Here is a 22,433-nt window from a genome sequence, read left to right as displayed (position 1 = left end):
CCTCTTTGTGAAACGGCCCGAACAATGACCACGATCATGCTTGTCGAGGATGACGCTGCACTGGCAGAGCTGATTGCCAGCTATCTGCAGCGCTTTGAATATCAGGTCAGCGTGGTCAACCGTGGCGACCGCGCGCTGGAAGGCATGCACCGACTGCGGCCGGACCTGGTCATCCTCGACCTGATGCTGCCGGGGCTGGACGGGCTGCATGTCTGCCGACAGTTGCGCGATGAACAACCCGCCCTGCCTATCATCATGCTCACCGCCCGTGGCAAGAGCGACGACCAGATCCTGGGGCTGGAAACCGGTGCGGATGACTATGTTGCCAAGCCATGCGAGCCGAGGGTTCTGCTGGCGCGGATTCGCACGCTGCTCAGACGCAGCGCGGCTGCCACGCCTGGCCATGATGCGCGGCAGATTGCGCTCGGCCAGTTGCTGATCGACCTCACCGAGCGTCAGGTGCAATGGCGTGGACAGGACGTCGAGCTTTCGTCCGGTGAATACAACCTGCTGCTGGTCCTGGCCAGCCACGTGGGTGAAGTGCTGAGTCGCGACCAATTGATTCAGCAACTGCGTGGCATCGAATTCAATGGGGTCGATCGATCGGTCGACGTCGCCATCTCCAAGTTGCGGCGCAAGTTCGAAGATGACCCGGGCGACCCGCGCAAGATCAAGACCGTATGGGGTAAAGGCTACCTGCTCAGCCGCTCGGAATGGGATGAGTAGGCCGTCCGTCAAGCGACACCTGACCCGCCGGATAAACATAATTATCTGTGGAGAGGCCCAGGTGTTCTCACCACAGCGCTGTATCGCCACACACATGGCTGCAAGAGCGCGCTTGCCCGCGACAGCCTCGGCCCGGCCGCTGATCGGCTGCAATTTTTCGTCTTTCAACCGTTGACTCATCACCATGCTCAAGATGCTCGCCCGGCTTTATCTGATCCTGCTGGTGACCTATACCCTCGCGCTGTACGCAGTGCCCGAGCTGGTGCTCAAGGTCTTTGAAGCACGCAACCTCACGTACAACCACGAGCAAGTCAGGGGCACGCTGAAGCTGATCAAGACACGCTTCACTCAGGCGCCTCAAGCCTCGTGGCCCGACATCGAGCGCGAGCTGCAAAACGATTTTTCCCCACTTCAGTTGAGGGTGCTGTCGATCGACGACAAGGACCTTACCAACAGCGAACGGGCCGAGCTTTTACAGGGCGCGAATGCGTTGCGCACCGGCGACTATGGCATGGCGAGCACCGTCATGACTCCGCTCTCGACTGACCGGGTGATCGAGTTGTTGTTCCCGGACCCGCCAGTGGACATCAACATCATGTACTGGCTGATGAACGTGTTGGTCGGCGCCGCCTTGCTGGGCTGTCTGTCGATCTGGTTCTGGCCGCACTGGCGCGACCTTCAGCGGCTCAAACACACGGCAATGATGCTGGGCAAGGGTAATCTGGCGCAACGCACGCATATTTCGCCGCGCTCCAATATCGGCGAGCTGGCGCAGGTGTTCGACAAAATGGCACAGGACATCGGCCACCTGCTCAACCAGCAGCAAGAGCTGTTGAACGCCGTATCCCACGAATTGCGCACCCCGCTGTCCAGGCTTGAGTTCGGCATGGCGCTGGTGCTGACCGACCCGCTCCAGGCTCCTACCCGGCTGAGGCTGGAGCAAATGCTCGGTCATATCAGGGAGCTGGACACACTGATCGATGAGTTGCTGTCTTACACGCGCCTGCAATCGCCCTACCAGCAAGCGGATCGACAGAACGTGCCGGTGCAGGCTTTTCTGGACAGTGTGCTGGGCGGCTTTCTCGACACTCAGGACGCCCGGCCGTTCACGTTGAGCCTGCAGACCGACACCGCCCCGGAACGCTTCGTCCTCGACCCGCGCCTGACCGCCAGAGCCCTGCAAAACCTGATCGGCAACGCCATTCGCTATTGCTCGGGCCAGGTCAGGGTCAGCGTACGGCTGCACCCCAAAGAAGGCTTGTACATGGCCGTGGAGGACGATGGTATCGGCATACCCGACAGCGAAAAGGCGCTTATCTTCGAACCGTTTTACCGAATGGACCGCAGCCGTGACCGCGAAACCGGCGGGTTTGGCCTTGGGCTGGCAATCAGCCGAAGAGCCATCGAATGCCAGGGCGGCCAGCTTCAGGTCGACTCATCGCCGCTGGGCGGTGCGCGATTCCTGATCGTTCTGCCGTGCGTCAGCGCCTGACGGCCTCGGTTTCGAGCGCCTTGAGCCTTCCCCCAGGCAACGCCTGTCCGATCTGAAGCAACAAGGGTAGGCCCAGCGTGACATTGAACTGTTGATCAGCGCAGTCGAGCGTTATCGTGCAACCACAACGCTCGACGATGGCCTGGACAATGGCCAGTCCCAATCCGCAACCGGTGCTTGTGCTGCTACGCCAGAAACGCTTGGTGATCGATTGCAGATTGTCCGCCGACAGCGTTGAGCTGACATTGCTGACGCTGACGAACGCAAAGTCACTGTCGTGGGTAACGCTGATGGTGACCTGAGTCTGCTCGGGGCTGTGGCGCAAGGCGTTGTCCAGCAAGTTACGCAACGCGGCGACCGCCAGCACCGCCTGCATGTCCAGGAGCAAAGAAGAGGCACCGGCCGGTGACGTCAGCACACAGCGTGCGGCGTCACCACCTGCGTCCTGAATCGCCAGAGAAAGCACCTGCTCGACACTGCATCGTGTGCCGTCGTCAAATGGAAGGCTGCCTTCGACCCTCGCCAGCAGAAGCAGTTGTTCAAGCGTATTGTGCAACCGGTCAGCCCCCTGTTCTGCGCGTGTCAGCGCCAGATCGCGAGCTGCGCCCGAGGTCATCTGGGCAACCTGCAAATGGGTTTTGATCACCGTCAGCGGGCTGCGCAACTCGTGCGCCGCGTCACCGGTCAGACGACGCTCACGCTCGACGGCCTTACCGATGCGGGCCAGCAGGTGGTTCTGGGTTTCCAGAAGCGGCTGCAGCTCGCTGGGAAGCATGTCGAGCTGCAACGGCTCAAGGGAATCGACATTGCGTTTTTTCAATTCATCGCGCATGCGATTGAGCGGAGCAAGCCCTTTGCCGACCCCAAACCAAAGCATGACGATACAGGCGAGCAACGCGACCAATACCGGAATGGACGCCGACACCATCACGGACTGATTGAGCGCCTCGCGCTCACTCTCAAGATCCGCTGTGGTGATACGAATATCGCCCTGCAAGAGGGTGAAAATTCGCCAGCGCTCGCCGTCGATGGTCTGGTCGTGGAATCCGCCCTCGGGGCTGGCAATGGCAGTGTTCATGGCATTGTGAGTGCTGACCAGAACCTCACCACGCAACGAGCTGACCTCACAGGCCATGCCATCGGGAACGCCCAATTGGTCGGCGCTGAAACGGGTGCCGCTTTCCTGGGTCGCCAAGGGCTCAGGCAAGCGATCCACCAAGCCTGCGACCATCCGTGCCGATGCCACGAGTCGCTGATCCAGAGACTCCATCATTCGATTGCGCACGTCCTGAAACATCCACGCCGACGCAATCGCCCATACCGCAACGAAGGCCACGCCCAGGATCAGGCTCAGCCGCAGCCGCAAGCTCATGACTGGAGGCCTTGCGTATCGCCGACATGGCCGATTCGATACCCTGAACCTCGTACTGTCTCGATAATCGCCCCGCCCAGTTTTCGACGCAGGTGAAAGATATGGACGTTCAGCGCGTTGCTCTCCACTTCGTCACCCAATCCGTAGACGCAATCTTTCAGTTGCTCCACCGAGAGCACACGGCCCCGGTTGTTCAGCAAGGCCAGCAGCAGCGCCTGTTCGCGGCGCGACAGCGTGATAGGGATGCCCGCCAGCCAGGTTTGCCGGGTACTGGGGTCATGCGTTACAGCGCCATGCTCAATGATGTTCACCGCTCGCCCGGCAGCACGCCGCACCAGTGTGTGCAGTCGCGCAAACAGTTCGCGAAGATCGAACGGTTTGAGCAGGTAATCGTCAGCACCGGCCTCAAGCCCTTTGACCCGATCATCGATGTCGTCACGCGCAGTGAGGATCAACACCGCAATCGTCTGACCACCCAGACGCAGTCGGCGCAGCAGGCTGATGCCGTCTTCGTCGGGCAGCCCCAAATCGAGAATCATCACGTCGAACTGCGCGACCTTCAACAGCGCGTAAGCGGCCGAAGCCGACGCCACATGATCGACGACCAATCCTTGGGCATTGAGGCCGGCAACGATGCCGCTTGCAATGAGCTCATCATCTTCACACAGCAATACGTGCATGGCGGACTCTGATAGGGGTGAGGATTATGCCGTCACTCGACGTGTCACGCAGCGCGCCGAATGTCTGCGCGCAACGTGATCACCGGCCGAGCGCCAGTGTAAACCCGGGCAAGACAAACCGGCGCATCAGCTGGAAGGTTTTTCAACTTGCTTCAGGTTGCTCGCGTCCTGGCTGGATGCGGTCTCGGCTGTCCGCTGCGGTTCGGCTTGCTCCCTGGATTTGGCGAGGTTTTCGCGCGCTTGCTGACGTTCTAGCGCAAAGGCTTCCTGGCGTTTCTGGATCATTTGCGCACCGTCCTGGGCAAGGGCAGGCACGCTGCACAGCCCTATAACCGAAGCCAGCAGGAAGGTTGCAGTTTTTGAAAGAGTCATCTGTCGTATCTCAATAGGTGGCAGGTTTACAGGGCACAGGCGCCTGCTTCAAGTCACTGCACATTGAGCCGTGCCGATTAAGGCATCGTTAACAGTCATCACAACGTCGAAAAAATGTCGAAATCTCGCCAGGCCACGATTTCAGTTGGCGGCTTTCATGACGCTGATCGCAAGGTGCCAGGCTCATCAAAAAACCTCCAAAGAAATACGCAAAACAGAATGATCACTCTGTTTTTGAAAATATTTTTTAATACTCAAAAAAATCAAATTTTAAGAAAATAAATCCATTATTTTGACTTTTAATGGAATAAAAAATCTAAAAATAAACAATACTGGCAATTTAAATATTAGTTATATCTCAGTTTAAAATCAAAAAAAGCATGATGACTTTGCTGCCATCGAACTTTGTCTTCACACTGCGGCCTTACACTCGCGATCGGCCCTTACTGCCCTCCGACGCCACCTGACTGACCCCATACTCTATCTGGAGAATTCCCGATGGCCAGACGCTTGCTGCCTCTCGCTGCCGCCTTACTGACGTGCCTGATCAACTTGCCAGCCTCGGCTGCGGACAATCAGAACCCGTCACCCGCAACTTCCGATGCGCTTCGTGCGCAAGTCGATGCCAAACGCCAGCACCTTACGGGTGCTGAAGCCGTGACCGAAAAACAACCTGGCGGCGAACAGACCGTCCTGGATGCCCCTATCGACACCACAGACGCACCCGCCGGGGATAAAGAACCGTGAGTGCTGCGTTGAATCGGCCGTCATTCAAGCCATTATCCGAGGAGTAGTACTGTGTCCCTGATCAAACAAGGCCTGGGCCTGAGCGTTCTTGCGCTGAGCGTTGCCCAGGCGAGCGTGCTATTGGCCGCCACCCCAATGACCGGCAACGAAGTCGAAGCGCGTGTCGGCGCGATGCTGGACAACATGACGCAATCGGAGAAGATCAACTTTTCCCGCGTCGACGACGGACGAATGATCCCCAAACTGGACAAGTTCGGCCTGCAGGGCACCGTGGCCTACGACTCCTCAATGGGCGTATTGGTCGGCGGCAAGACCTTCGGCGCGCAATACCCTTCACCGTCGGCGCTGGCGGCTACGTGGAGCATCAACCGCGCCAAGGAATTCGGCTTGGCGATCGGCTATGAAACCCGCATCGCGGGTGGCCAGCAAATGCTGTCGCCAGCCATCAACCTGTACCGCACACCGTTTAACGGGCGTGCCGCCGAGTACATGAGCGGTGAGGATCCGTTTCTCGGCGCCGTGCTGGCCCCTGCGGTCACCAACGGTATCCAGGTGCAGGGCGTGCAGGCCGCCGCCAAGCATTACCTGATGAACGAACAGGAAGCCAACCGGCATTATCTGGACGTGAAGATCGACGAACGCGCCATGCAGGAACTGTATCTGCCGGGCTTCGAGTCGCTGGTGAAAAACGCCAACATCGCTTCGGTAATGTGCGGCTACAACAAGATCAACGGCGAGTACGCCTGCGAGAATCACCACCTGATCACCGACATTCTGAAAGGCCAGTGGGGCTTTCAGGGCAACGTCATGAGCGATTTCAACTCGGTCCAGGACGCCTTCAAAGGTGCCTGGGCCGGCACTGACATCGACATGCCGAGCGGATTGCAATTCACCGAAGCCAAACTGCTGCCTTACGTGTGGAACGGTCAGCTGCACCAGAACGTGATCGACGACAAAGTGCGCCGCAACCTGAGGGCATTGGTGAGCTACGGCTTCGACAAGGGCATCAACAAGGCCCAGCCGCTGGTGCATCGCGAGTACGGCCAGATCGCGGCACTGAACGTGGCCAGGGAATCCATCGTCCTGCTGCGCAACGAACCGGTAGACGGACAAAAACCGCTGCTGCCATTGGCGAAGAACGCGAAAATCGCTGTGATTGGCGATCTGGCCGTTCAGCCCCCGACCTCGCCTTTCGGCACGGCCTATTCTGTTCCCAGCAGCTACGTCACCGAACTCAGTGGCCTGAAGCAGCTCGCCTCGAACACGGCCAATATCGACTACCTCAGCCAGATGAGCCTGAACCCTAAAACGTCGGTCTGGTATCAGCCGGGCAGTGACAAACAGGCCATCAGCAACACAGGTGTCAAAGCCGAGTACTACGCCAACACCAACCTGTCGGGCGATCCGGTCGCGACACGCATTGAGCCAGGCGTCAATCTGGACTGGGTCACCAGCAGCAACGTGACCGATAACGGCACCAGCACCGTGAGCGGCTACAACCCGGCACCGGGCGCGTTCTCCGCGCGCTTCACCGGCAAAATCAAACCGACGATCACCGGCCCGCAGGTGTTCAAGGTCCGGGCGGACGGTGCGTACAAGCTGTGGATCAATGACGAACTGGTGGCTGAGGACGAAGGCGGACAAGTCTCGTTCGACCTGATCCCGGTCGTGCCGCGCACGGTCAAGACCGCCAGCCTGAAGGCCGGCAGCGAGTACAACGTGCGTCTGGAGTACCGTCGACTCAAAGGCAATTTCACCCCGGTGCTGGGCGGCCTGAATGGCGTTCAGATGAGCTGGGCGTCGCTGCGTCCGCCTAAGAACCTGGCAGATTACGATGCTGTGGTCATCGCGGCAGGCAGCAACTTCGAGTACGAAGGCGAATCCCTGGACCACCCGTTCGAACTGCCCCAATTCCAGTCGGAAATGATCAGCTTCGTGCAGAAGGCCAACCCGAAAACCATCGTGGTCATGCACGGCGGTGGCGGCATGGACATGCAGCCGTGGGCCAACAAGGTAGCCGCCTCGCTGCATGCCTGGTTCCCGGGTCAGCAAGGCGGGCAGGCGCTGGCCGAGATTCTGTTCGGCGAGGTCAACCCGTCCGGCAAGCTGCCGATCACCCTGGACAAGAAAGCAGAGGACAACCCGAGCTACGCGTCTTATCAGGACCCGGTGCCGTACTATTTCAGCAGCGCCAATCCGCCGACCGAAATGACCTACAGCGAGGGCCTGTACCTGGGCTATCGCGGCTACGACAAGAAGCACACCAAGCCGCTATATCCGTTTGGTTTCGGCCTGTCCTACACCACGTACGCGTACAGCGATTTGAAGCTGTCGAGCAATGTGCTGGCACCCGGATCGACCATCAATGCAACGTTCACGGTCACCAATACCGGCGACAAGGCCGGGTTCGAGGTCGCTCAGTTGTACGTGCAACCGTCCAAACCGCAGGTTGATCGTCCCGAGAAGGAACTCAAAGGTTTCTCCAAGGTTTACCTGAAACCGGGCGAGAGCAAGACCGTCACCATTGCGTTGGACTCGCGTTCGTTCGCTTACTACGCACCGGACTCAGTGAGCTGGAAAGTCGACCCTGGCAAGTTCAAGGTCCTGGTCGGTAAGGACTCGGAAAGCCTGGCCCTGGATCGTACCGTCGTGGCGCTCTATCCGGAGCAATTGACCACGCGTGATTCCAACCCGCTCCCCGTTCCGCTGCGCAAGGCCGTGCAGGTCAAGCCCGAACAGGCGTACTGACGCACAGCAACCGGTGGTCGTAAAGACCAACGGTTGCCTTCGGCTCTCGGCAATACAACCCTTCGTTACCTTGCCCGCAGGTCCGACACCATTCGGTCGAGGAACCGGGCAAACGCACCTTCGATGTCTACGTCGGCCCGTGAACGCAGCCATTGAATCTGCAAGCCGTCCATCATCGACGCCAGCTCGATGCTGACTTGTTTCACGTCGATATCGCCACGCACTTCGCCTGCCTGCACCAGCAGATTCAACTGCGCCTGAAGATGGCTGTGTACGATATGAAAACGCTCGCAGAACCATCGATTCGCCGGGTGAGTGACCGACAGGCTCTCGGTATTGATGATCATCAGCGCCTGGCTGACGGACGCGTCTTCGATACTGAACCGCATGATGAACTGCAGAAACGCCACAAACCCTTCCAGCGTCGCCACCTGCTCCGCTTGCTGCAATCGGGTCGAGATGTACTGATCCCGATGGTCCAGCACCGCTTGCAGCAAGGCGAGTTTATTGGGGAAGTGATGAAGTAATCCGACCTGGGAGATGCCCGCCACCTTGGCGATGTTCGACAACGACGCGCCAGCGAAGCCGTCGCGGGCGAAGATCACCAGTGCAGCCTGAATGATATCGACTTTGCGCAGATCGCCTTTCGGGATGCGACGACGCTTGGCGGCTGGCACTGCGGCAGGATCGGACAGGTTTTCGGACATGGCGAATTCGTTGATTTCGTTTTTGAATCGGCAGAAGCATACAGGCACCGCTACCGCTGCGCATGTCCACGAAGCAGGACGGGGCAGCCATCAAGGCTCGCCGTCCCAGTAATCCACGTTCAGATCGACACGTTGTCTGGCCACAAACGTCGCGCCCTCTCCGGACGCCATCGCCTGGTATTTGCCCGAATCGGGGTATTCGCAGATCTCGGGCTTTTCACGGGTGCTGATCGACAGATACTTCAGGGCCGACGATGACGTGTTGATGATCTGGTGAGGGTACTGCGGCCCCGGCGGGATGAAGATCACGTCGCCTGTCTTGATAGGCAGCATCTGACCTGAAACCCGCAGACTGCCCTCTCCTTCGAGGACGATAAACATCTCTTCCTGAGCATGGTGAAAATGATAAGGGCACGAGCGCTTGCCGGGGGCGACGAGGTCAATGGAGGCGCCCAACTTACTGGCCGCCGTTCCCGCTGCCAGTCGCCCTGCCAGGCTTTCGTACAACGGATCGCGCTTTTGCTGTTCAAGCGAGACGTCATTGAAATTGCGGATCAAACGCGCGGCCAGTTCACACGGGGCATCTTGGGTCATGACAGTACAGCCTGCGACAGGATAGAACCTGAGCTTAGACCATTAACCCTGCGAATACGGTCAATATAATGCCGTCAAAATAGCGTCCAACAGGGTGTGTGACCGATTAAATTACAACCGAAATCAAAATAAAATAACGATAAAAATCAAAGGTATAAGAAAATTAGTTCTTGATATTACCGATAGTTGCCGTATGCACCTAAAGATAACCCTCGCCGGGTCGAAACCCATAATATCCAAATAATATCATTCTCGAAAAACCTCACACCCTGCCGCTATTCACACTAAAAAAAGTTACCGGATTGCCAGGGAGGCACGTTTCAGGACTTACACCATGCTCAATAAGCTCAGCATTTCGCAAAAGCTCTACTTCAGTTTTATCGCTATTGTCGTGCTTATCGCCGTTCTGGTGGCCAGTGCCTACAGAGGGTTCGAGCAGGTGGAGGACGCCACCAACAGTAATGTTCATACCTATCAGGTGCTCAGTGAAGCACAGTTGGCTCTGGAGCAATTGATCAACATCGAGACCGGCATGCGCGGCTTTGTCATTGCCTCGAAAGATGCGTTTCTAGAACCCCTTGTCGCGGGTGAAAAGCGCTTCATCGAAGAGCTTGATGCGCTCAAACGGCTGACCGCTGACAACCCCGAACAACAGCGACGCCTGGCCACGCTGGGGGAAACCTACAAGCGCTGGCTCGAAGATGACATCAACACTATCGTTGCCCTGCGCAGGGACCTGACCGCACGCAACCAGCCGGATGACGAGCTGGACAAACGCATCACGTCCGGTGCCGACAAGGCCAAGATGGACAGCATGCGTGCAACCCTGGCCGAAATCAGCGCCACGGAAAACGTACTCCTGGCAAAAAGAAGCCAGAACATGATCGACGCCAAGCATCTTGCACTGATGATTCTGGTGTGCGGTGGTCTTGCCGCTGCGCTGCTGTGCGCCATCCTGGCAACGGCCCTGGGCCGCAGCACCTCCTCGCGGCTGCAACTGGCCATCGACGCTGCCACCGCCGTGGCCGAAGGCCGACTGGACACCGTGATTGACACCAGCAGCCATGATGAACTGCCTAAAGCGCTTGATCGGATGCAGAACCGCCTGCGCGAGATGATTCAACAGATCAGCCTGGCCGCCAATCAACTGGTGGTTTCCGTGCAGCAGATTTCCGGTGCTTCCGAGCAGCTGTCCGGGGCCATCCAGGAGCAATCGACTTCGGCTTCAATGATGGCCGCTACGATCGAAGAGCTGACCGTCAGTATTCACCATGTGTCCGAAAACGCCGACGAGGCCCATCAGATCGCCAGTCGCTCTGGTCAGCAATCCGTTGAAGGCGTACAGGTCATCGAGAATACGCTGACCAGCATGAACGGCATCGCCAAGACCGTTCAGCATTCGTCGACCCAAGTGTCGGGATTGGGTCAGCATTCCGAGCACATTTCATCGATTATCAGCGTGATTCAAGGCATCGCCGACCAGACCAACCTGCTGGCGCTCAACGCCGCCATCGAAGCTGCCCGCGCAGGCGAACAGGGCCGGGGGTTTGCCGTTGTGGCCGACGAGGTGCGCCTGCTGGCGCAGAACACAGGCAAGTCGACCAAAGAGATTGCCGGCATGATCGAGAAGATCCAGGCCGGGGTCAGAGAGACTGTTGAAAGCATGCGCAGCGGTGTGCAGGAAGTGAACACCGGCGTGGAAATGGCAGGCAGTGCTGGCCAGGCGATTATCGAAATCCGCGACAGCTCCAGCAAGGTCTTGCACGTGGTGGACCAGATATCTTTTGCATTACGCGAGCAAACCGCAGCCAGCCAGGACGTTGCACGCAGCGTAGAGCGGTCGGCACAAATGGCCGAGCAGAACAACATGTCCGTTCAGGAATTGCTCAAGACCAGCGGCGGGCTGAAAAACCTTGCGGCCAGTCTTCAGCAGGAAGTGGGCAGGTTTCGGTTGTAAGGCAGCACACGCCCCGGCACGCCGGGGCGATGTTTCAGGCATCGTTTCGCGGCGGCCCTCATGGCACCGCGACTAAATGTTTCTTAATGTGAAGAAAGTGAAGCAGATGTCGATACAGATTCATTCACTTAATCCTTTCAGGCACAGACGATGATTAACCTCAACTTACAGGTCGCCAACACTGCACAGCCGCCGACACTGAACGCTGGCGCGAAAAAGGCTGTTGACGACGGCCTGGAGATGGCGTCGACCAACACGACCGCCACGCCTGTAGAGGGCATCAAAGTATCGTTGTCCAGCCTAAGCCTGGAAAAATCCGCCGAAGACCGTAGCACCCGCTCCAACAAAGACATCGAGGAAAGCGGACTGCCCGATCAGGCGCAAAAGATCCTGAAAATGATTCGTGAGATTCAGCAAAAAATCGAAGACAAGCAGCAGGAGCTGGAAGCCCTCATGGCTGATACCAGCCTGAGTGCCGAGGTCAAACAGGCTCGAGTGGGCGTGCTGCAGTCGGAACTGGGCACACTCACCGCAAGCCTGATGACGGCAAACAACTCCCTGGCTAAACTTTCCCGGAACGGCACATTGTCCGACGCTCAGGCGAAACAAGCCTCTGCGCTGACGATGAAGAAATAAGCACAAGGACTGTCTTGTCCAAACGATGCACCTCTCGCTCAGCTAGCCGTAGGCTTCGTTTGATCGGTTAGCTGTTGCACCCTAAAACGACGAATGTGTTTCCCCCCCCTCTTTTACGATGCGCCCGGCGTGGCGACCACGATCCTTCAGCACGTTAAGCGATGCCTGGTGAAGGCGCCTGATTTTTCACAGGGGTTTCGTGCCTTTTACATGGGTACTGCGACCACGCCCGCTCGACCTGACCGGCAAGCTGGCACCATATTCCTGCCACCAGATCGTCAACGCTTCCATCGTCGGCCCAAGCCCTCTGGCCTTTTCAGTGATCTCATACTCCACACGCGGCGGTACTTCGGCGAACACGGTACGCGTCAGCAGGCCGTCAGCCTCCAGCTCGCGAAGCTGTGCCGTCAGCATGTGCTGCGTGATTCCCGGAATGGCCTTGCGCAGCTCGCCAAAGCGATAGACGCGCTGGTTGATCAGCCACATGATTTCCAGCTTCCACTTGCCTGAAAGCAGTGAAAATGCGCGGCGCATTTGCTCATGCACCGGGATCCAGGCACGCGTGCCCGTCGGCTTTTCCACACTCGGCACCTCTCAACTGATTGCGCTCACGACCCAGACGCCAGATGACAGCGAACCTGCCATTGTTCGACGGCAAGGTTCTTCACCGGCAAAAGCGCTTGAGGGCGCTCACACCTGGCAGTCGCTTTCGGGCAGCGATCCCGAAAATAACAACCGGTCGGCAGGTTTCGATTGCCGGGCAACTCTGTGGGGGCGGAGGCTTGCGCATCGTCTATCGGCACACCCAGGCGAGGCACCGCATCCAGCAGCAACTGCGTGTAGGGATGTCGGGGGCGCTCTAGTACCTGAGATGCACTGCCCAGTTCGACGATCTGCCCCAAGTACATGACCGCCACCCGGTCAGCCATGTGGCGGACGACGGACACGTTGTGCGAAATCAGGATGTAGGTCAGCTCGCGCGTGCGCTGCAGCTCACTGAGCAGATTGAGGATCTGCGCCTGAACGGAAATGTCCAGCGCAGAGGTGGGCTCATCGAGCACGATGATGTCCGGATTGGACGACAGCGCTCGGGCGATGGCGATACGTTGCCGCTGCCCACCGGAAAACTGATGGGGAAAGCGGTCCATGTATTCCGCCCGAATCCCGACCTGTGCCGCGACCCTGGCGGCGATCTCACGCATCTCGCGGCGGGCTGCCGCACAAACACGCCGATAAGGCCCAGCGTCTGGTTTCGGTCTGTACAGGCGTATTCGCCCTGGCGACTGCGGGCAAACTGGACGCACGGGAAGCCACCACTCACTGGTCTGCGTACGACGAGCTGGAAAACCGCTTCCCGGCCATCAAGGTCCGGCGCGGGCCGATTTTCATCAACGATGAGGATATCTGGACATCGGCCGGGGTGACGTCCGGTATTGACCTGGCACTCGCCCTCGTCGAGCAGGATCTGGGGCATTGCGCAGCCCTTGAGGTGGCGCGCCATCTGGTCATGTTTTTAAAACGTCCCGGCGATCAGGATCAGTTCAGCTCCTCGCTCGCGCTGCAATCAAAGAGCAGCCAGTTTTCCGACCTTCACGCCTGGATGAATGTGCATTTGTGTGATGATTTATCCGTCACCGCCCTCGCCCATTTCATGAACATGAGCGAGCGGACGTTCATCCGTAAATACCGTGAAAGCACCGGCCGCACGCCGAGCAGGATGGTCGAGTCGATCCGCCTGGAAGCGGCGCGTCATCTACTCGATACGTCGAACAACCCCCTCAAGGAAATAGCACAGCGCTGCGGCATGGGCAGCGAGGCAACGCTGATTCGCCGATTCATCAAAGCCTTCGGGATCACGCCCAAGGAACACCGTGCGCGCTTCAAGTCGTCGCCGTAATCAAACCGAATCGCACGTTTACCCTCGGGCCGTCATGCGTACAATGCGCGCCCCCGAACCTGAAATATGCTGACTCATGAAATTTCTGCTTTACGTCTTGACGCTGTCGCTCCTCGTTATAAACCCCGCTTTCGCAGAGGCCCCTTCAACCTTTTCCGAAGCCAAGGTGGTTGCCAAACAAAAGATCTATCTTGATCAGGCCAGCAGTGCCCAAGGCGATCTGTATTGCGGCTGCAAATGGACTTGGGTCGGAAAATCCGGTGGGCGCATCGATGCCGGTTCCTGTGGCCTGCAAGCTCGCAAACAGGAAAACCGTGCAGAGCGTACAGAGTGGGAGCATATCGTTCCGGCCTGGACTTTCGGCCATCAACGCCAGTGCTGGCAGAACGGCGGGCGCGAATTTTGCGAAAACGATGACCCCGTGTTCAAGGCGATGGAAGCCGACCTGTTCAACCTCTACCCGGCGGTTGGCGAAGTGAATGGTGACCGCAACAACTATAACTACGGCATGGCTTCAGGCGTGGCGCCGCAATATGGGCAGTGCAAGACCAAGGTCGATTTCGAGCAGAACGTCGCCGAGCCACGTGACGAAGTGAAAGGGCTGGTCGCCCGCACCACGTTCTATATGTTTGATCGGTACAACCTGAGCATGTCGCGTCAGCAACAACAGTTGTTGATGGCCTGGGACAAGCAATTTCCGGTGACGGCGTGGGAAAAGGAGCGTGATCGTCGCATTGCAACCGTCATGGGTCACGCCAACCCGTTCGTCAGCCGTGCCCGCACCTGGACGCAGGGTTACAAGCCGGTCGGTGATGGCCTGGTGAACGCCATCCCCCAGAAAACCGCGCAGCCAGCCACGCAGAAGGCAACGCCTCGTGCATCGTCGGCGGGCGTGATCATCGGCAACCTCAACAGCCATATCTACCACCTGCCCCAAGGCTGCCCGAGCTACGATAAAGTCTCGTCGAAAAATCGGATATCCTTCGAGTCTGAATCCAAAGCCAGGGCGGCGGGCTATCGCAAAGCAGGCAACTGCACCTGAGCCCGAACGCTACGCAAGCACTAAGCCGCCCCTTATCAGCCGTCGGTGATAACCCCATGATCGAAGTCACAGAAGTCTCCATTGCCGAGCTGCGCGCGGCGCTTGAATCCGGCAAGACCACTGCCGTCGAGCTGGTTGAGGCGTACCTTGCCCGCATCGACGCCTATGACGGACCGAACACTGCCACCGCACTGAACGCTCTGGTGGTGCCTAACCCTAAGGCGCTTGCCGAAGCGCAAGCGTCTGACGCACGTCGTGCGAAAGGCGAAACACGGGGGCCGCTCGACGGCATTCCCTATACCGCCAAGGACAGCTATCTGGTCAAGGGTCTGACCGCCGCGTCGGGCAGCCCCGCTTTTGCCAGTCTCCTCGCCCAGAAAGACGCCTTCACCATCAGTCGCCTGCGTGACGCCGGAGCCATTTGCCTGGGCAAAACCAACATGCCGCCGATGGCCAACGGCGGCATGCAGCGCGGCGTGTATGGCCGCGCCGAAAGCCCTTACAACGCTGACTTCCTGACCGCGCCCTTCGCTTCGGGATCGTCCAACGGCGCAGGCACCGCCACGGCCGCCAGCTTCGCGGCGTTCGGCATGGCCGAGGAAACCTGGTCGAGCGGACGCGGCCCGGCCTCCAACAACGGCCTATGTGCCTACACCCCCTCACGCGGCGTGATATCGGTGCGCGGCAACTGGCCGCTGACCCCTACGATGGATGTGGTCGTGCCTTACGCCAGAACGATGGCCGACCTGCTGGAAGTGCTGGACGTGATCGTCGCCGAAGACCCTGAGACACGCGGCGATCTGTGGCGCCTGCAGCCTTGGGTACCCCTGCCTTCGGTGGCGTCGGTGCGCCCTGCTGCCTACACCGAACTGAGCGTGGGTGCAGAGAGCCTGGCCGGCAGGCGCTTTGGCGTACCGCGCATGTACATCAATGCTGACCCTGACGCGGGCACGTCTGAAAAGCCCGGCATCGGCGGTCCGACCGGACAACGCATCATCACCCGGCCTTCGGTGATCGACCTTTGGGAGGATGCACGCCGGGCACTGACCGCAGCGGGCGCCGAGGTGGTCGACGTCGACTTCCCGCTGGTGTCCAACTGCGAGGGTGATCGCCCAGGCGCGCCGACCGTATTCACGCGCGGGCTGGTTTCGAAAGAGTTTCTGCATCACGAACTGTGGGACCTGTCCGCGTGGGCATTCGACGACTTCCTGCGTGCCAACGGCGACCCGGCGCTGAGCCGCCTCGCCGATGTCGACGGGGCGAAAATCTTCCCGCACGACCCCGGCACCCTGCCCAACCGCGAAGATGATCTGGCGGCGGGCATGGATGAATACGTGCGCATGGCCGAACGCGGCATCACGCCCTGGAATGAAATCCCGACCCTGCCGGACGGCCTGCGCGGACTGGAGCAGACGCGTCGCATCGATCTGGAAGACTGGATGGAAAGACTGGGGCTGGACGCGGTCCTATTTCCGACAGTCGCCGACGTCGGGCCGGCAGATGCCGACATCAATCTGGCGTCCGCCGACATCGCCTGGAGCAACGGTGTCTGGGTCGCCAACGGCAACCTCGCCATCCGCCACCTGGGTGTACCGACTGTTACCGTGCCAATGGGCCTGATGGCCGACATCGGCATGCCTGTCGGGCTGACATTCGCCGGACGTGCATATGACGATTCAAACCTGCTGCGCTTTGCTTCGGCCTTTGAAGCGATGGGCAGCAAGCGCGTGATTCCGCGTCGCACACCTGCGCTGGGTAACCGGTAGGGTTGTAAAGCGTGGTCGCCCACCGCAGGGGTGGGCGATTGGCAGGGTGAATCATGGCAGGATCGCCTTAACTGATTCCTATGGAGACTGCTGATGCTTCAGGCATTTGAAAAACGGCTAGACCCTTTTCCACCCGACGAGACGCCACCGCCGCCTGAAGGCATGGTGAAATTCCTCTGGGCCTGCACACGGGGGGCCCGTGGTTACGTGCTCGCGCTTGCGTTGCTGAGCGCCAGTGTGTCGATTTACGAAGCCTGGCTGTTTTCCTTCCTGGGTCAAGTCGTGGACCTGCTCTCTACCTGGCAGGCTGGCGGTGAAGTGAGCGGGCAGGAAAGCCGCGTGCTGTGGGGCATCGGCATCATTCTGGTGGTCAGCATCGGGCTGGTGGCGTTAAGGACTATGGTTCAGCATCAGATATTGGCGATCAACCTGCCGCTGCGGCTGCGCTGGGATTTCCACCGATTAATGCTGCGGCAAAGCCTTTCGTTCTTTTCCGACGAGTTCTCCGGCCGGGTCACGACCAAGGTCATGCAGACCGCGCTGTCAGTGCGCGAGGTGCTGTTCACCCTTATCGAGATCGCACCCGGAATCGGCGTGTACTTCATTGCAATCATCGCGCTGGCGGGCGGCTTCGACCTGAAACTGATGCTGCCTTTCATTGCCTGGATTGTGCTGTTCGGGCTGGCCATGCTGTATTTCGTACCCCGCCTGGGGAAAGTCGGGCAGGAACAAGCGAACGCACGCTCATCAATGACCGGGCGTATCTCGGATGCCTACACCAACATCACGACGGTGAAACTCTTCTCGCACTCCAAACGTGAGGCGCATTTTGCGCGCGCGGCAATGGAAGACTTCAAGCAGACCGGCTTTCGTCAAATGCGGCTGGTCAGCCAGTTCGAGATTGTCAATCAGGCGCTGGTGGTCGCACTGATCATGGGCGCAGGCGGCTATGCCTTGTATCTCTGGCATCAAGGTGAAGTGGGTACGGGTGCGGTGGCAGCCATTACCGCAATGGCGCTGCGTGTGAACGGCATGTCGCACTGGATCATGTGGCAAATGACGTCGCTGTTCGAGAACATCGGCACGGTGCAGGACGGCATGGAAACCCTGACTCGCGGTCCCAAGGTCCAGGATGCGCCGCACGCAAGCGTTCTGGTCACGTCTGGCGGCGCGGTGACGTTCGACGACGTGAGCTTCAACTACAACGGCGAGCGTCAGGTGCTGGACGGCCTCCACCTTGATATCCGCGCAGGCGAGAAAATCGGTCTGGTGGGCCGTTCCGGTGCGGGCAAATCCACACTCATCAACCTGCTGCTGCGCTTCTACGACGTAGACAGCGGCCAGATTCGCATTGATGGGCAGGACATCGCGCACGTCACGCAAGACAGCCTGCGCAGCGCCATCGGAATGGTCACTCAGGATACGTCCCTGCTGCACCGTTCCATTCGCGACAACATCGCCTACGGGCGGCCGGATGCGACCGACGAGCAGGTGCGCAACGCAGCGATAGAGGCCCAGGCAGACGGCTTCATCCGCCAACTGAGCGACAAGCAAGGCCATAACGGTTACGACACGCTGGTGGGCGAGCGTGGCATCAAGCTGTCGGGCGGTCAGCGCCAACGCATCGCGATTGCTCGGGTGATGCTCAAGAATGCTCCGATTCTTCTTCTCGACGAGGCCACCAGCGCGCTGGACTCGGAAGTCGAAGTGGCCATCCAGGAAAGCCTCGATGAGATGATGCAAGGCAAAACCGTCATCGCCATCGCCCATCGGCTGTCGACCATCGCGGCAATGGACCGGCTCATCGTCATGGACGACGGGCGCATCATCGAACAGGGCACCCACGCCGAACTGCTCGAGAAAAACGGCACTTATGCGCGGTTGTGGCACCACCAGAGCGGCGGTTTTCTGGGAGAGGACCAAGGTGTGGCCGAGGTGATGGAATAGGCTGAAACCCTATTCGCCCGCCGCAACGGCGGGCGAATGTCGCCTGAGGATCAGCCCAGCTTCACGTTCATCGTGATGCGTGCGGTCGATACCTTCACACCGTCCTCGTCGAAAATATCGACCGGCACCACTTTGTCCCCCGGCGAAATCCAGTCGATCTGACTGCCATCCGCAATCGCTTGAATCGACGTCCTGGCCTTGGCCAGATACTCAACCGTCATGCCTTTCGGAATCCAGCGGGCACCGGCCGGTATCGATACCTCCGTCATCATCCCGCCCGCCAGCTCGGCCGCGTTGCACAGCGCAATGGCGTGAACGCAAGCCAGGTGGTTAGTGATCTCCTTGCGAAATGGCACGCTGACCTCGGCACGACCCGGCGTCAGAACCGAAATTTCAGGCGTGATGGTGCTGAAATAAGGGGCCATCTGACAGGCCATATTGCTGAACGCTGACGCGCCGACGCTTTGGTACATGCTGAGGGTCTGACTCATGGGATACCTCTGGTTTTTATTGTAACGGGATTTACAGAATATTGTTCTGTTACGGAACACTATTCTGTATTCTCGACTCCTGTCAACCGCTCGTCTCAAACCGCCACATCCATTACCATCCCTCTTTTTGCCTGGACCGAAGAATGGAACCTGCCGACCTCCTTGACCGCTGCTACCCAGGCCGTCGCTCGGAGTCCAAAAAACACATCCTCCGGTGTGCCCTTGCGCTGTTCAACGAACACGGCGTGGAAGCCACCACCATCGACACCATCCGCGCCGAAAGCGAGATGAGCGTCGGCGCCATCTATCATCATTTCGAAAACAAGGAAGGCCTCGTCGCCGCCCTCTACATGGCCGCCCTCGACGACCAGGCCGCACTTCGCGACCACTACCTCAAAGACGTCACCTCAACCCGAGAATGGGTGTACGCGATGGTGAACAGCTACGTGGACTGGGTGGTCAGCCAACCGGACTGGGCGCGCTTTCAGTATCAGGCTCGTTTTACAGTGGCCAAGAGCAACTTCAGTGAACCGCTGGAAGATGCGAACCGGGTCAGGAATGTGCAGTTGAAAGAGTGGTTTGCCGAACCGGGACGGCGTGAGGCATTGCTGGATCTGCCGTTTGAGCTGATGCCGTCGTTAGTGATTGGCGCCGCGGAGAGCTATTGCAAGGCCTGGCTGTCGGGGCGTGTGAAACGCGGGCCGGAGGTTTATAAGGAGGAGTTGGGCGAGGCGGCTTGGCGGGGGGTTGGGCGCGTCGACGCTTAGCGAGTGTCAGTCCTTCGCATAACGCTCCAAGTGGAAAAACATGAAGCCTGTCCGGCGCAGCGGGCAGACACATGCGCAATCGCCCAGATCCTGAAGGACGCCAACACAACGCGGCTGCCTACTGCCGAACGAGTTTTTCCGGCTTGATAAAGTTCATCACCTCATTGATAACGCAAGGATGGTCGATCAAGCGATTGTGCCCCAGCCCTTCAGTCGTGAAGAGACGCGCACCCGGCCATAGCGTTGCAAACCGGGCACCCTTGTCCCATGGCGTCTCGCGGTCATGCTTATCGTGGATGATCAGCGCAGGGCCTTTCATCAAGGGCAAACGCGAAGAAGCGTCATATTCAGCGAATCGGTGGCCTGTCACCGAATACAGGCACGCTTCAAACGAGGTGAACGTCTTGAGCGCGACGCCTGCGGTTTCAAACTGTCGAATGGCATTTTCTGACAGTGCCACGAATGGCGCTATGAGTACGAAGCGCTCTGGACACCATTTCTCATCTTGAGCAAAAACCGCGGAAGAGGCGCCCAGTGAGTGTCCGATCAGGACTGCCGGTTTTCCGAAATGGCGTCCCACCTGTTGAAGCATCTCGATGAACAGCGGCATGTGGTTGTTTTTTCCGCTGCTTGCTCCATGAGCAGGTTGATCGAAGCCGACCACGGCATAGCCCATCGATCGCAGCAGCGGAATCCATTCGACGAAACGCAACGCGTAACTTGACCAGCCATGCGCGAGCAGAACATAAGGCTCATGTGAAGGATCACCCCATTGGTAGGTCGTTATATCGATACCGCCCAACGTCAGTGTCTCGGTGTGTACGCCCGATGCTGCACTCAGGGCTGATGCGGCCTTTGTGCGCTCAGCGGCCTGCGGTGTGATAAATCGCCGGGCAAGGTATCTTCCAGTAGGGCCTGGCAACACCCGACTGGCTATCCTCAGGAGAAACAGCTGGGTCAACATACGGATTTTTCTGTTGAGCTTTTTCACGGCAACTCCTCATGCAGATCAGGTGATCTGGGGGCATTAAAACAGTGCATCTTGTCAGTGACAAGATAACCAGAGGAGAATGTCGGATAACTTTTATTTTAATAACCAGGGGAAATGCCCTATGCCGAAATCAGAAACAACCCGCTCCTACCATCATGGAAACCTGGCTGCCGTCATACGTCAGGCGGCGTGGGACATCGTCGGCGAATCTGGAGTGCGGGGGCTTTCGCTGCGTGAATGCGCGCGACGGGCCAATGTCTCCCACTCGGCACCTGCCCATCATTTTGGCTCGATGGATAATCTGCTTTCCGAAGTGGCTGCCGACGGCTATGAACGCCTGATAGAAATCATCAGCGCCGTTCAGACCGAGGTAAAAGACCCCATGATGGGCGCCGGGCTCGGGTACGTGAAGTTCGCGACCACCTATCCGCACCACTTCCGGCTGATGCTGGGCGGCGATGGCGCAACCCGCTCATTGCCCCGACTGCTTAAATCCGGCGAAGCGGCACTTCAACAGCTTCGACAGTCGATTCGCACGGCATGGATAGCGCAAAATGGTGCGGAGCCTGATCCGACACTGCTTGAACAACGCACCCTCCTTGCCTGGAGCACGGCTCATGGCTACGCCTCGTTGGCGATAGACAGAAAGCCGGACGAGATGTCCAACATCCCCCCTGAAGCCGTGTTCAAGCCGCTGACCTCGGTTTTGCTTGCACCATGATTTTCAGGCCTACAAAAACGACCGTGTTCTGGAGGCCGACATGAGAACGCGAGGCTGGCATGCACCCAGGCGCTGCTCTGGCCTTTGAGGAACTGAGCAGTTTGAATCTGTTCTGAGAATGGGCTGATGGCGGGATATGTATGTTTGTAGCCGACCGGCCCGAGGCTGCCCAAGTCAATACAGGACACTTACTGATGTACGAGAACATGAACTGGCCTTTGACGCTCTACTTTGACGGTGAATGCCCGCTCTGCGCGCGCGAAGTCAATGTCCTGCGTGCGCGTGCTGCACCCCATCGCCTTCACTTTGTCGATATCAGTGATGAAGCCTTTGACCCCGTGGCTGTGGGATACACGCTCGAACAAATGGAATCAGCACTCCACGCCAGGTTTGACGACGGGACGTGGGTTACCGGCCTAGACGCAACGCTCTGGAGCTGGCGAGCAGCGGGCCTTGGTGTCTGGGCTGCACCGTTATCATGGCCTGCATTCCGGCCGCTGCTTAACGTCGCCTATCGACTCTTCTGCCGCTGGCGTCCGCATCTGGCGTGGTTGCCTCATCCTGATGGTGGCGCTCGCTGCGGAAAAAACAGCTGTGCCCTTTCCAAAACAGATCGCGTTTCGCAGGGCCAGCGACGTTCTGATGAACGTTGATGTTTCGCTAAGCATCGTCGATCACGTTCATACCTAACTCGATGCCCTTCTCAACTGTCTCCTTCAGGTTGACGGACAAACCTTTTTCAAGTGCTTTTTCAACTCAGGACCGGACATTAATCTAGCC

At 58.7% G+C, this 22,433-nt stretch carries 21 protein-coding genes and 1 pseudogene; 13 read left to right on the top strand and 9 right to left on the bottom strand.

Going from position 1 to position 22,433, the window contains the following annotated elements; genetic code table 11:
* Positions 1-24: 24 nt before the first annotated feature.
* Positions 25-726, top strand: coding sequence for a response regulator transcription factor (locus ALP40_RS15235; RefSeq protein ID WP_122209064.1), 702 nt, complete (start codon positions 25-27; stop codon positions 724-726).
* 184 nt (positions 727-910) lie between these two features.
* A complete protein-coding gene (locus tag ALP40_RS15230) occupies positions 911-2,218 on the top strand; it encodes an ATP-binding protein (protein ID WP_122209063.1) in 1,308 nt (435 codons plus the stop codon).
* On the opposite strand, the gene ALP40_RS15225 is transcribed toward ALP40_RS15230, so the two are convergent.
* From ALP40_RS15225 to ALP40_RS15215, 3 genes are all read right to left on the bottom strand, one after another.
* Positions 2,208-3,590, bottom strand: coding sequence for an ATP-binding protein (locus tag ALP40_RS15225; protein WP_122209062.1), 1,383 nt, complete (start codon positions 3,588-3,590; stop codon positions 2,208-2,210). The two genes, ALP40_RS15230 and ALP40_RS15225, sit on opposite strands and share 11 nt — an antisense overlap.
* Entirely contained in the window at positions 3,587-4,270 is a 684-nt protein-coding gene (locus ALP40_RS15220; protein WP_122209061.1) for a response regulator transcription factor, read from the bottom strand. The genes ALP40_RS15225 and ALP40_RS15220 overlap by 4 nt, the downstream gene beginning before the upstream one ends.
* 126 nt (positions 4,271-4,396) lie before the next feature.
* A complete protein-coding gene (locus ALP40_RS15215; protein WP_122209060.1) occupies positions 4,397-4,642 on the bottom strand; it encodes a hypothetical protein in 246 nt (81 codons plus the stop codon).
* Positions 4,643-5,140: 498 nt separating this feature from the next.
* Between ALP40_RS15215 and ALP40_RS15210 the strand changes: the two genes are divergently transcribed.
* On the top strand, positions 5,141-5,389 hold the full coding sequence (locus tag ALP40_RS15210; protein WP_122209059.1) for a hypothetical protein: 249 nt from the start codon (positions 5,141-5,143) through the stop codon (positions 5,387-5,389).
* Positions 5,390-5,446: 57 nt separating this feature from the next.
* Positions 5,447-8,137 carry a glycoside hydrolase family 3 protein gene (locus ALP40_RS15205; RefSeq protein WP_183136050.1) on the top strand — a complete coding sequence of 897 codons (2,691 nt, stop codon included), beginning with the start codon at positions 5,447-5,449 and terminating at the stop codon, positions 8,135-8,137.
* A gap of 65 nt (positions 8,138-8,202) precedes the next feature.
* Here ALP40_RS15205 and ALP40_RS15200 read toward each other — a convergent pair whose 3' ends face one another.
* The gene (locus ALP40_RS15200; RefSeq protein ID WP_122209294.1) at positions 8,203-8,844 is read right to left on the bottom strand and encodes a TetR/AcrR family transcriptional regulator; all 642 of its coding nucleotides are present in this window, start codon (positions 8,842-8,844) and stop codon (positions 8,203-8,205) included.
* A gap of 90 nt (positions 8,845-8,934) precedes the next feature.
* Positions 8,935-9,438 carry a cupin domain-containing protein gene (locus ALP40_RS15195; protein WP_122209057.1) on the bottom strand — a complete coding sequence of 168 codons (504 nt, stop codon included), beginning with the start codon at positions 9,436-9,438 and terminating at the stop codon, positions 8,935-8,937.
* A 334-nt stretch (positions 9,439-9,772) separates the two neighbouring features.
* Here ALP40_RS15195 and ALP40_RS15190 point away from each other — a divergent pair, with 334 nt between their 5' ends.
* The gene (locus ALP40_RS15190; RefSeq protein WP_122209056.1) at positions 9,773-11,395 is read left to right on the top strand and encodes a methyl-accepting chemotaxis protein; all 1,623 of its coding nucleotides are present in this window, start codon (positions 9,773-9,775) and stop codon (positions 11,393-11,395) included.
* A 150-nt stretch (positions 11,396-11,545) separates the two neighbouring features.
* Positions 11,546-12,031: a hypothetical protein gene (locus tag ALP40_RS15185; RefSeq protein ID WP_259640712.1), complete on the top strand. Its 486-nt coding sequence runs from the start codon at positions 11,546-11,548 to the stop codon at positions 12,029-12,031.
* Between the two features lie 186 nt (positions 12,032-12,217).
* Here ALP40_RS15185 and ALP40_RS15180 read toward each other — a convergent pair whose 3' ends face one another.
* The gene (locus ALP40_RS15180; protein WP_122209292.1) at positions 12,218-12,565 is read right to left on the bottom strand and encodes a helix-turn-helix domain-containing protein; all 348 of its coding nucleotides are present in this window, start codon (positions 12,563-12,565) and stop codon (positions 12,218-12,220) included.
* Positions 12,566-12,639: 74 nt separating this feature from the next.
* Positions 12,640-13,242, bottom strand: a pseudogene (locus tag ALP40_RS15175) (ABC transporter ATP-binding protein); the annotation flags it as partial.
* Here ALP40_RS15175 and ALP40_RS15170 point away from each other — a divergent pair.
* The 4 genes from ALP40_RS15170 (at position 13,203) to ALP40_RS15155 (ending at position 18,683) form a co-directional block, all read left to right on the top strand.
* A complete protein-coding gene (locus ALP40_RS15170; protein ID WP_259640711.1) occupies positions 13,203-13,928 on the top strand; it encodes a GlxA family transcriptional regulator in 726 nt (241 codons plus the stop codon). The pseudogene ALP40_RS15175 and the gene ALP40_RS15170 overlap by 40 nt on opposite strands.
* Positions 13,929-14,004: 76 nt before the next feature.
* The gene (locus ALP40_RS15165; protein ID WP_122209054.1) at positions 14,005-14,970 is read left to right on the top strand and encodes an endonuclease; all 966 of its coding nucleotides are present in this window, start codon (positions 14,005-14,007) and stop codon (positions 14,968-14,970) included.
* Positions 14,971-15,026: 56 nt separating this feature from the next.
* Positions 15,027-16,736: an amidase gene (locus ALP40_RS15160; RefSeq protein WP_122209053.1), complete on the top strand. Its 1,710-nt coding sequence runs from the start codon at positions 15,027-15,029 to the stop codon at positions 16,734-16,736.
* Positions 16,737-16,829: 93 nt separating this feature from the next.
* Positions 16,830-18,683, top strand: a complete 1,854-nt coding sequence (locus ALP40_RS15155) for an ABC transporter ATP-binding protein (RefSeq protein WP_122209052.1) — start codon at positions 16,830-16,832, stop codon at positions 18,681-18,683.
* Between the two features lie 50 nt (positions 18,684-18,733).
* Here the strand turns inward: ALP40_RS15155 and ALP40_RS15150 are convergent, their stop codons facing one another.
* Positions 18,734-19,174, bottom strand: coding sequence for a hotdog fold domain-containing protein (locus ALP40_RS15150; RefSeq protein ID WP_122209051.1), 441 nt, complete (start codon positions 19,172-19,174; stop codon positions 18,734-18,736).
* A gap of 143 nt (positions 19,175-19,317) precedes the next feature.
* On the opposite strand from ALP40_RS15150, the gene ALP40_RS15145 reads away from it, so the two are divergent.
* Positions 19,318-19,941 (top strand): TetR/AcrR family transcriptional regulator, encoded by a 624-nt coding sequence (locus tag ALP40_RS15145; RefSeq protein ID WP_122209050.1) that lies wholly within the window; start codon positions 19,318-19,320, stop codon positions 19,939-19,941.
* 118 nt (positions 19,942-20,059) lie between these two features.
* On the opposite strand, the gene ALP40_RS15140 is transcribed toward ALP40_RS15145, so the two are convergent.
* Positions 20,060-20,932, bottom strand: coding sequence for an alpha/beta hydrolase (locus ALP40_RS15140; RefSeq protein ID WP_375140014.1), 873 nt, complete (start codon positions 20,930-20,932; stop codon positions 20,060-20,062).
* Between the two features lie 121 nt (positions 20,933-21,053).
* On the opposite strand from ALP40_RS15140, the gene ALP40_RS15135 reads away from it, so the two are divergent.
* Together ALP40_RS15135 and ALP40_RS15130 are read left to right on the top strand one after the other, a co-directional pair.
* The gene (locus ALP40_RS15135) at positions 21,054-21,653 is read left to right on the top strand and encodes a TetR/AcrR family transcriptional regulator (protein WP_122209049.1); all 600 of its coding nucleotides are present in this window, start codon (positions 21,054-21,056) and stop codon (positions 21,651-21,653) included.
* A 194-nt stretch (positions 21,654-21,847) separates the two neighbouring features.
* The gene (locus ALP40_RS15130) at positions 21,848-22,306 is read left to right on the top strand and encodes a thiol-disulfide oxidoreductase DCC family protein (protein ID WP_122209048.1); all 459 of its coding nucleotides are present in this window, start codon (positions 21,848-21,850) and stop codon (positions 22,304-22,306) included.
* Positions 22,307-22,433: the final 127 nt, after the last annotated feature.

This window comes from Pseudomonas viridiflava, from assembly GCF_003702045.1.
In the GTDB taxonomy this organism is placed as follows: domain Bacteria; phylum Pseudomonadota; class Gammaproteobacteria; order Pseudomonadales; family Pseudomonadaceae; genus Aquipseudomonas; species Aquipseudomonas viridiflava_C.
The sequence above is the reverse complement of the archived record's forward strand: the minus strand, read 5'-3'. Positions and strand labels throughout refer to the sequence as shown.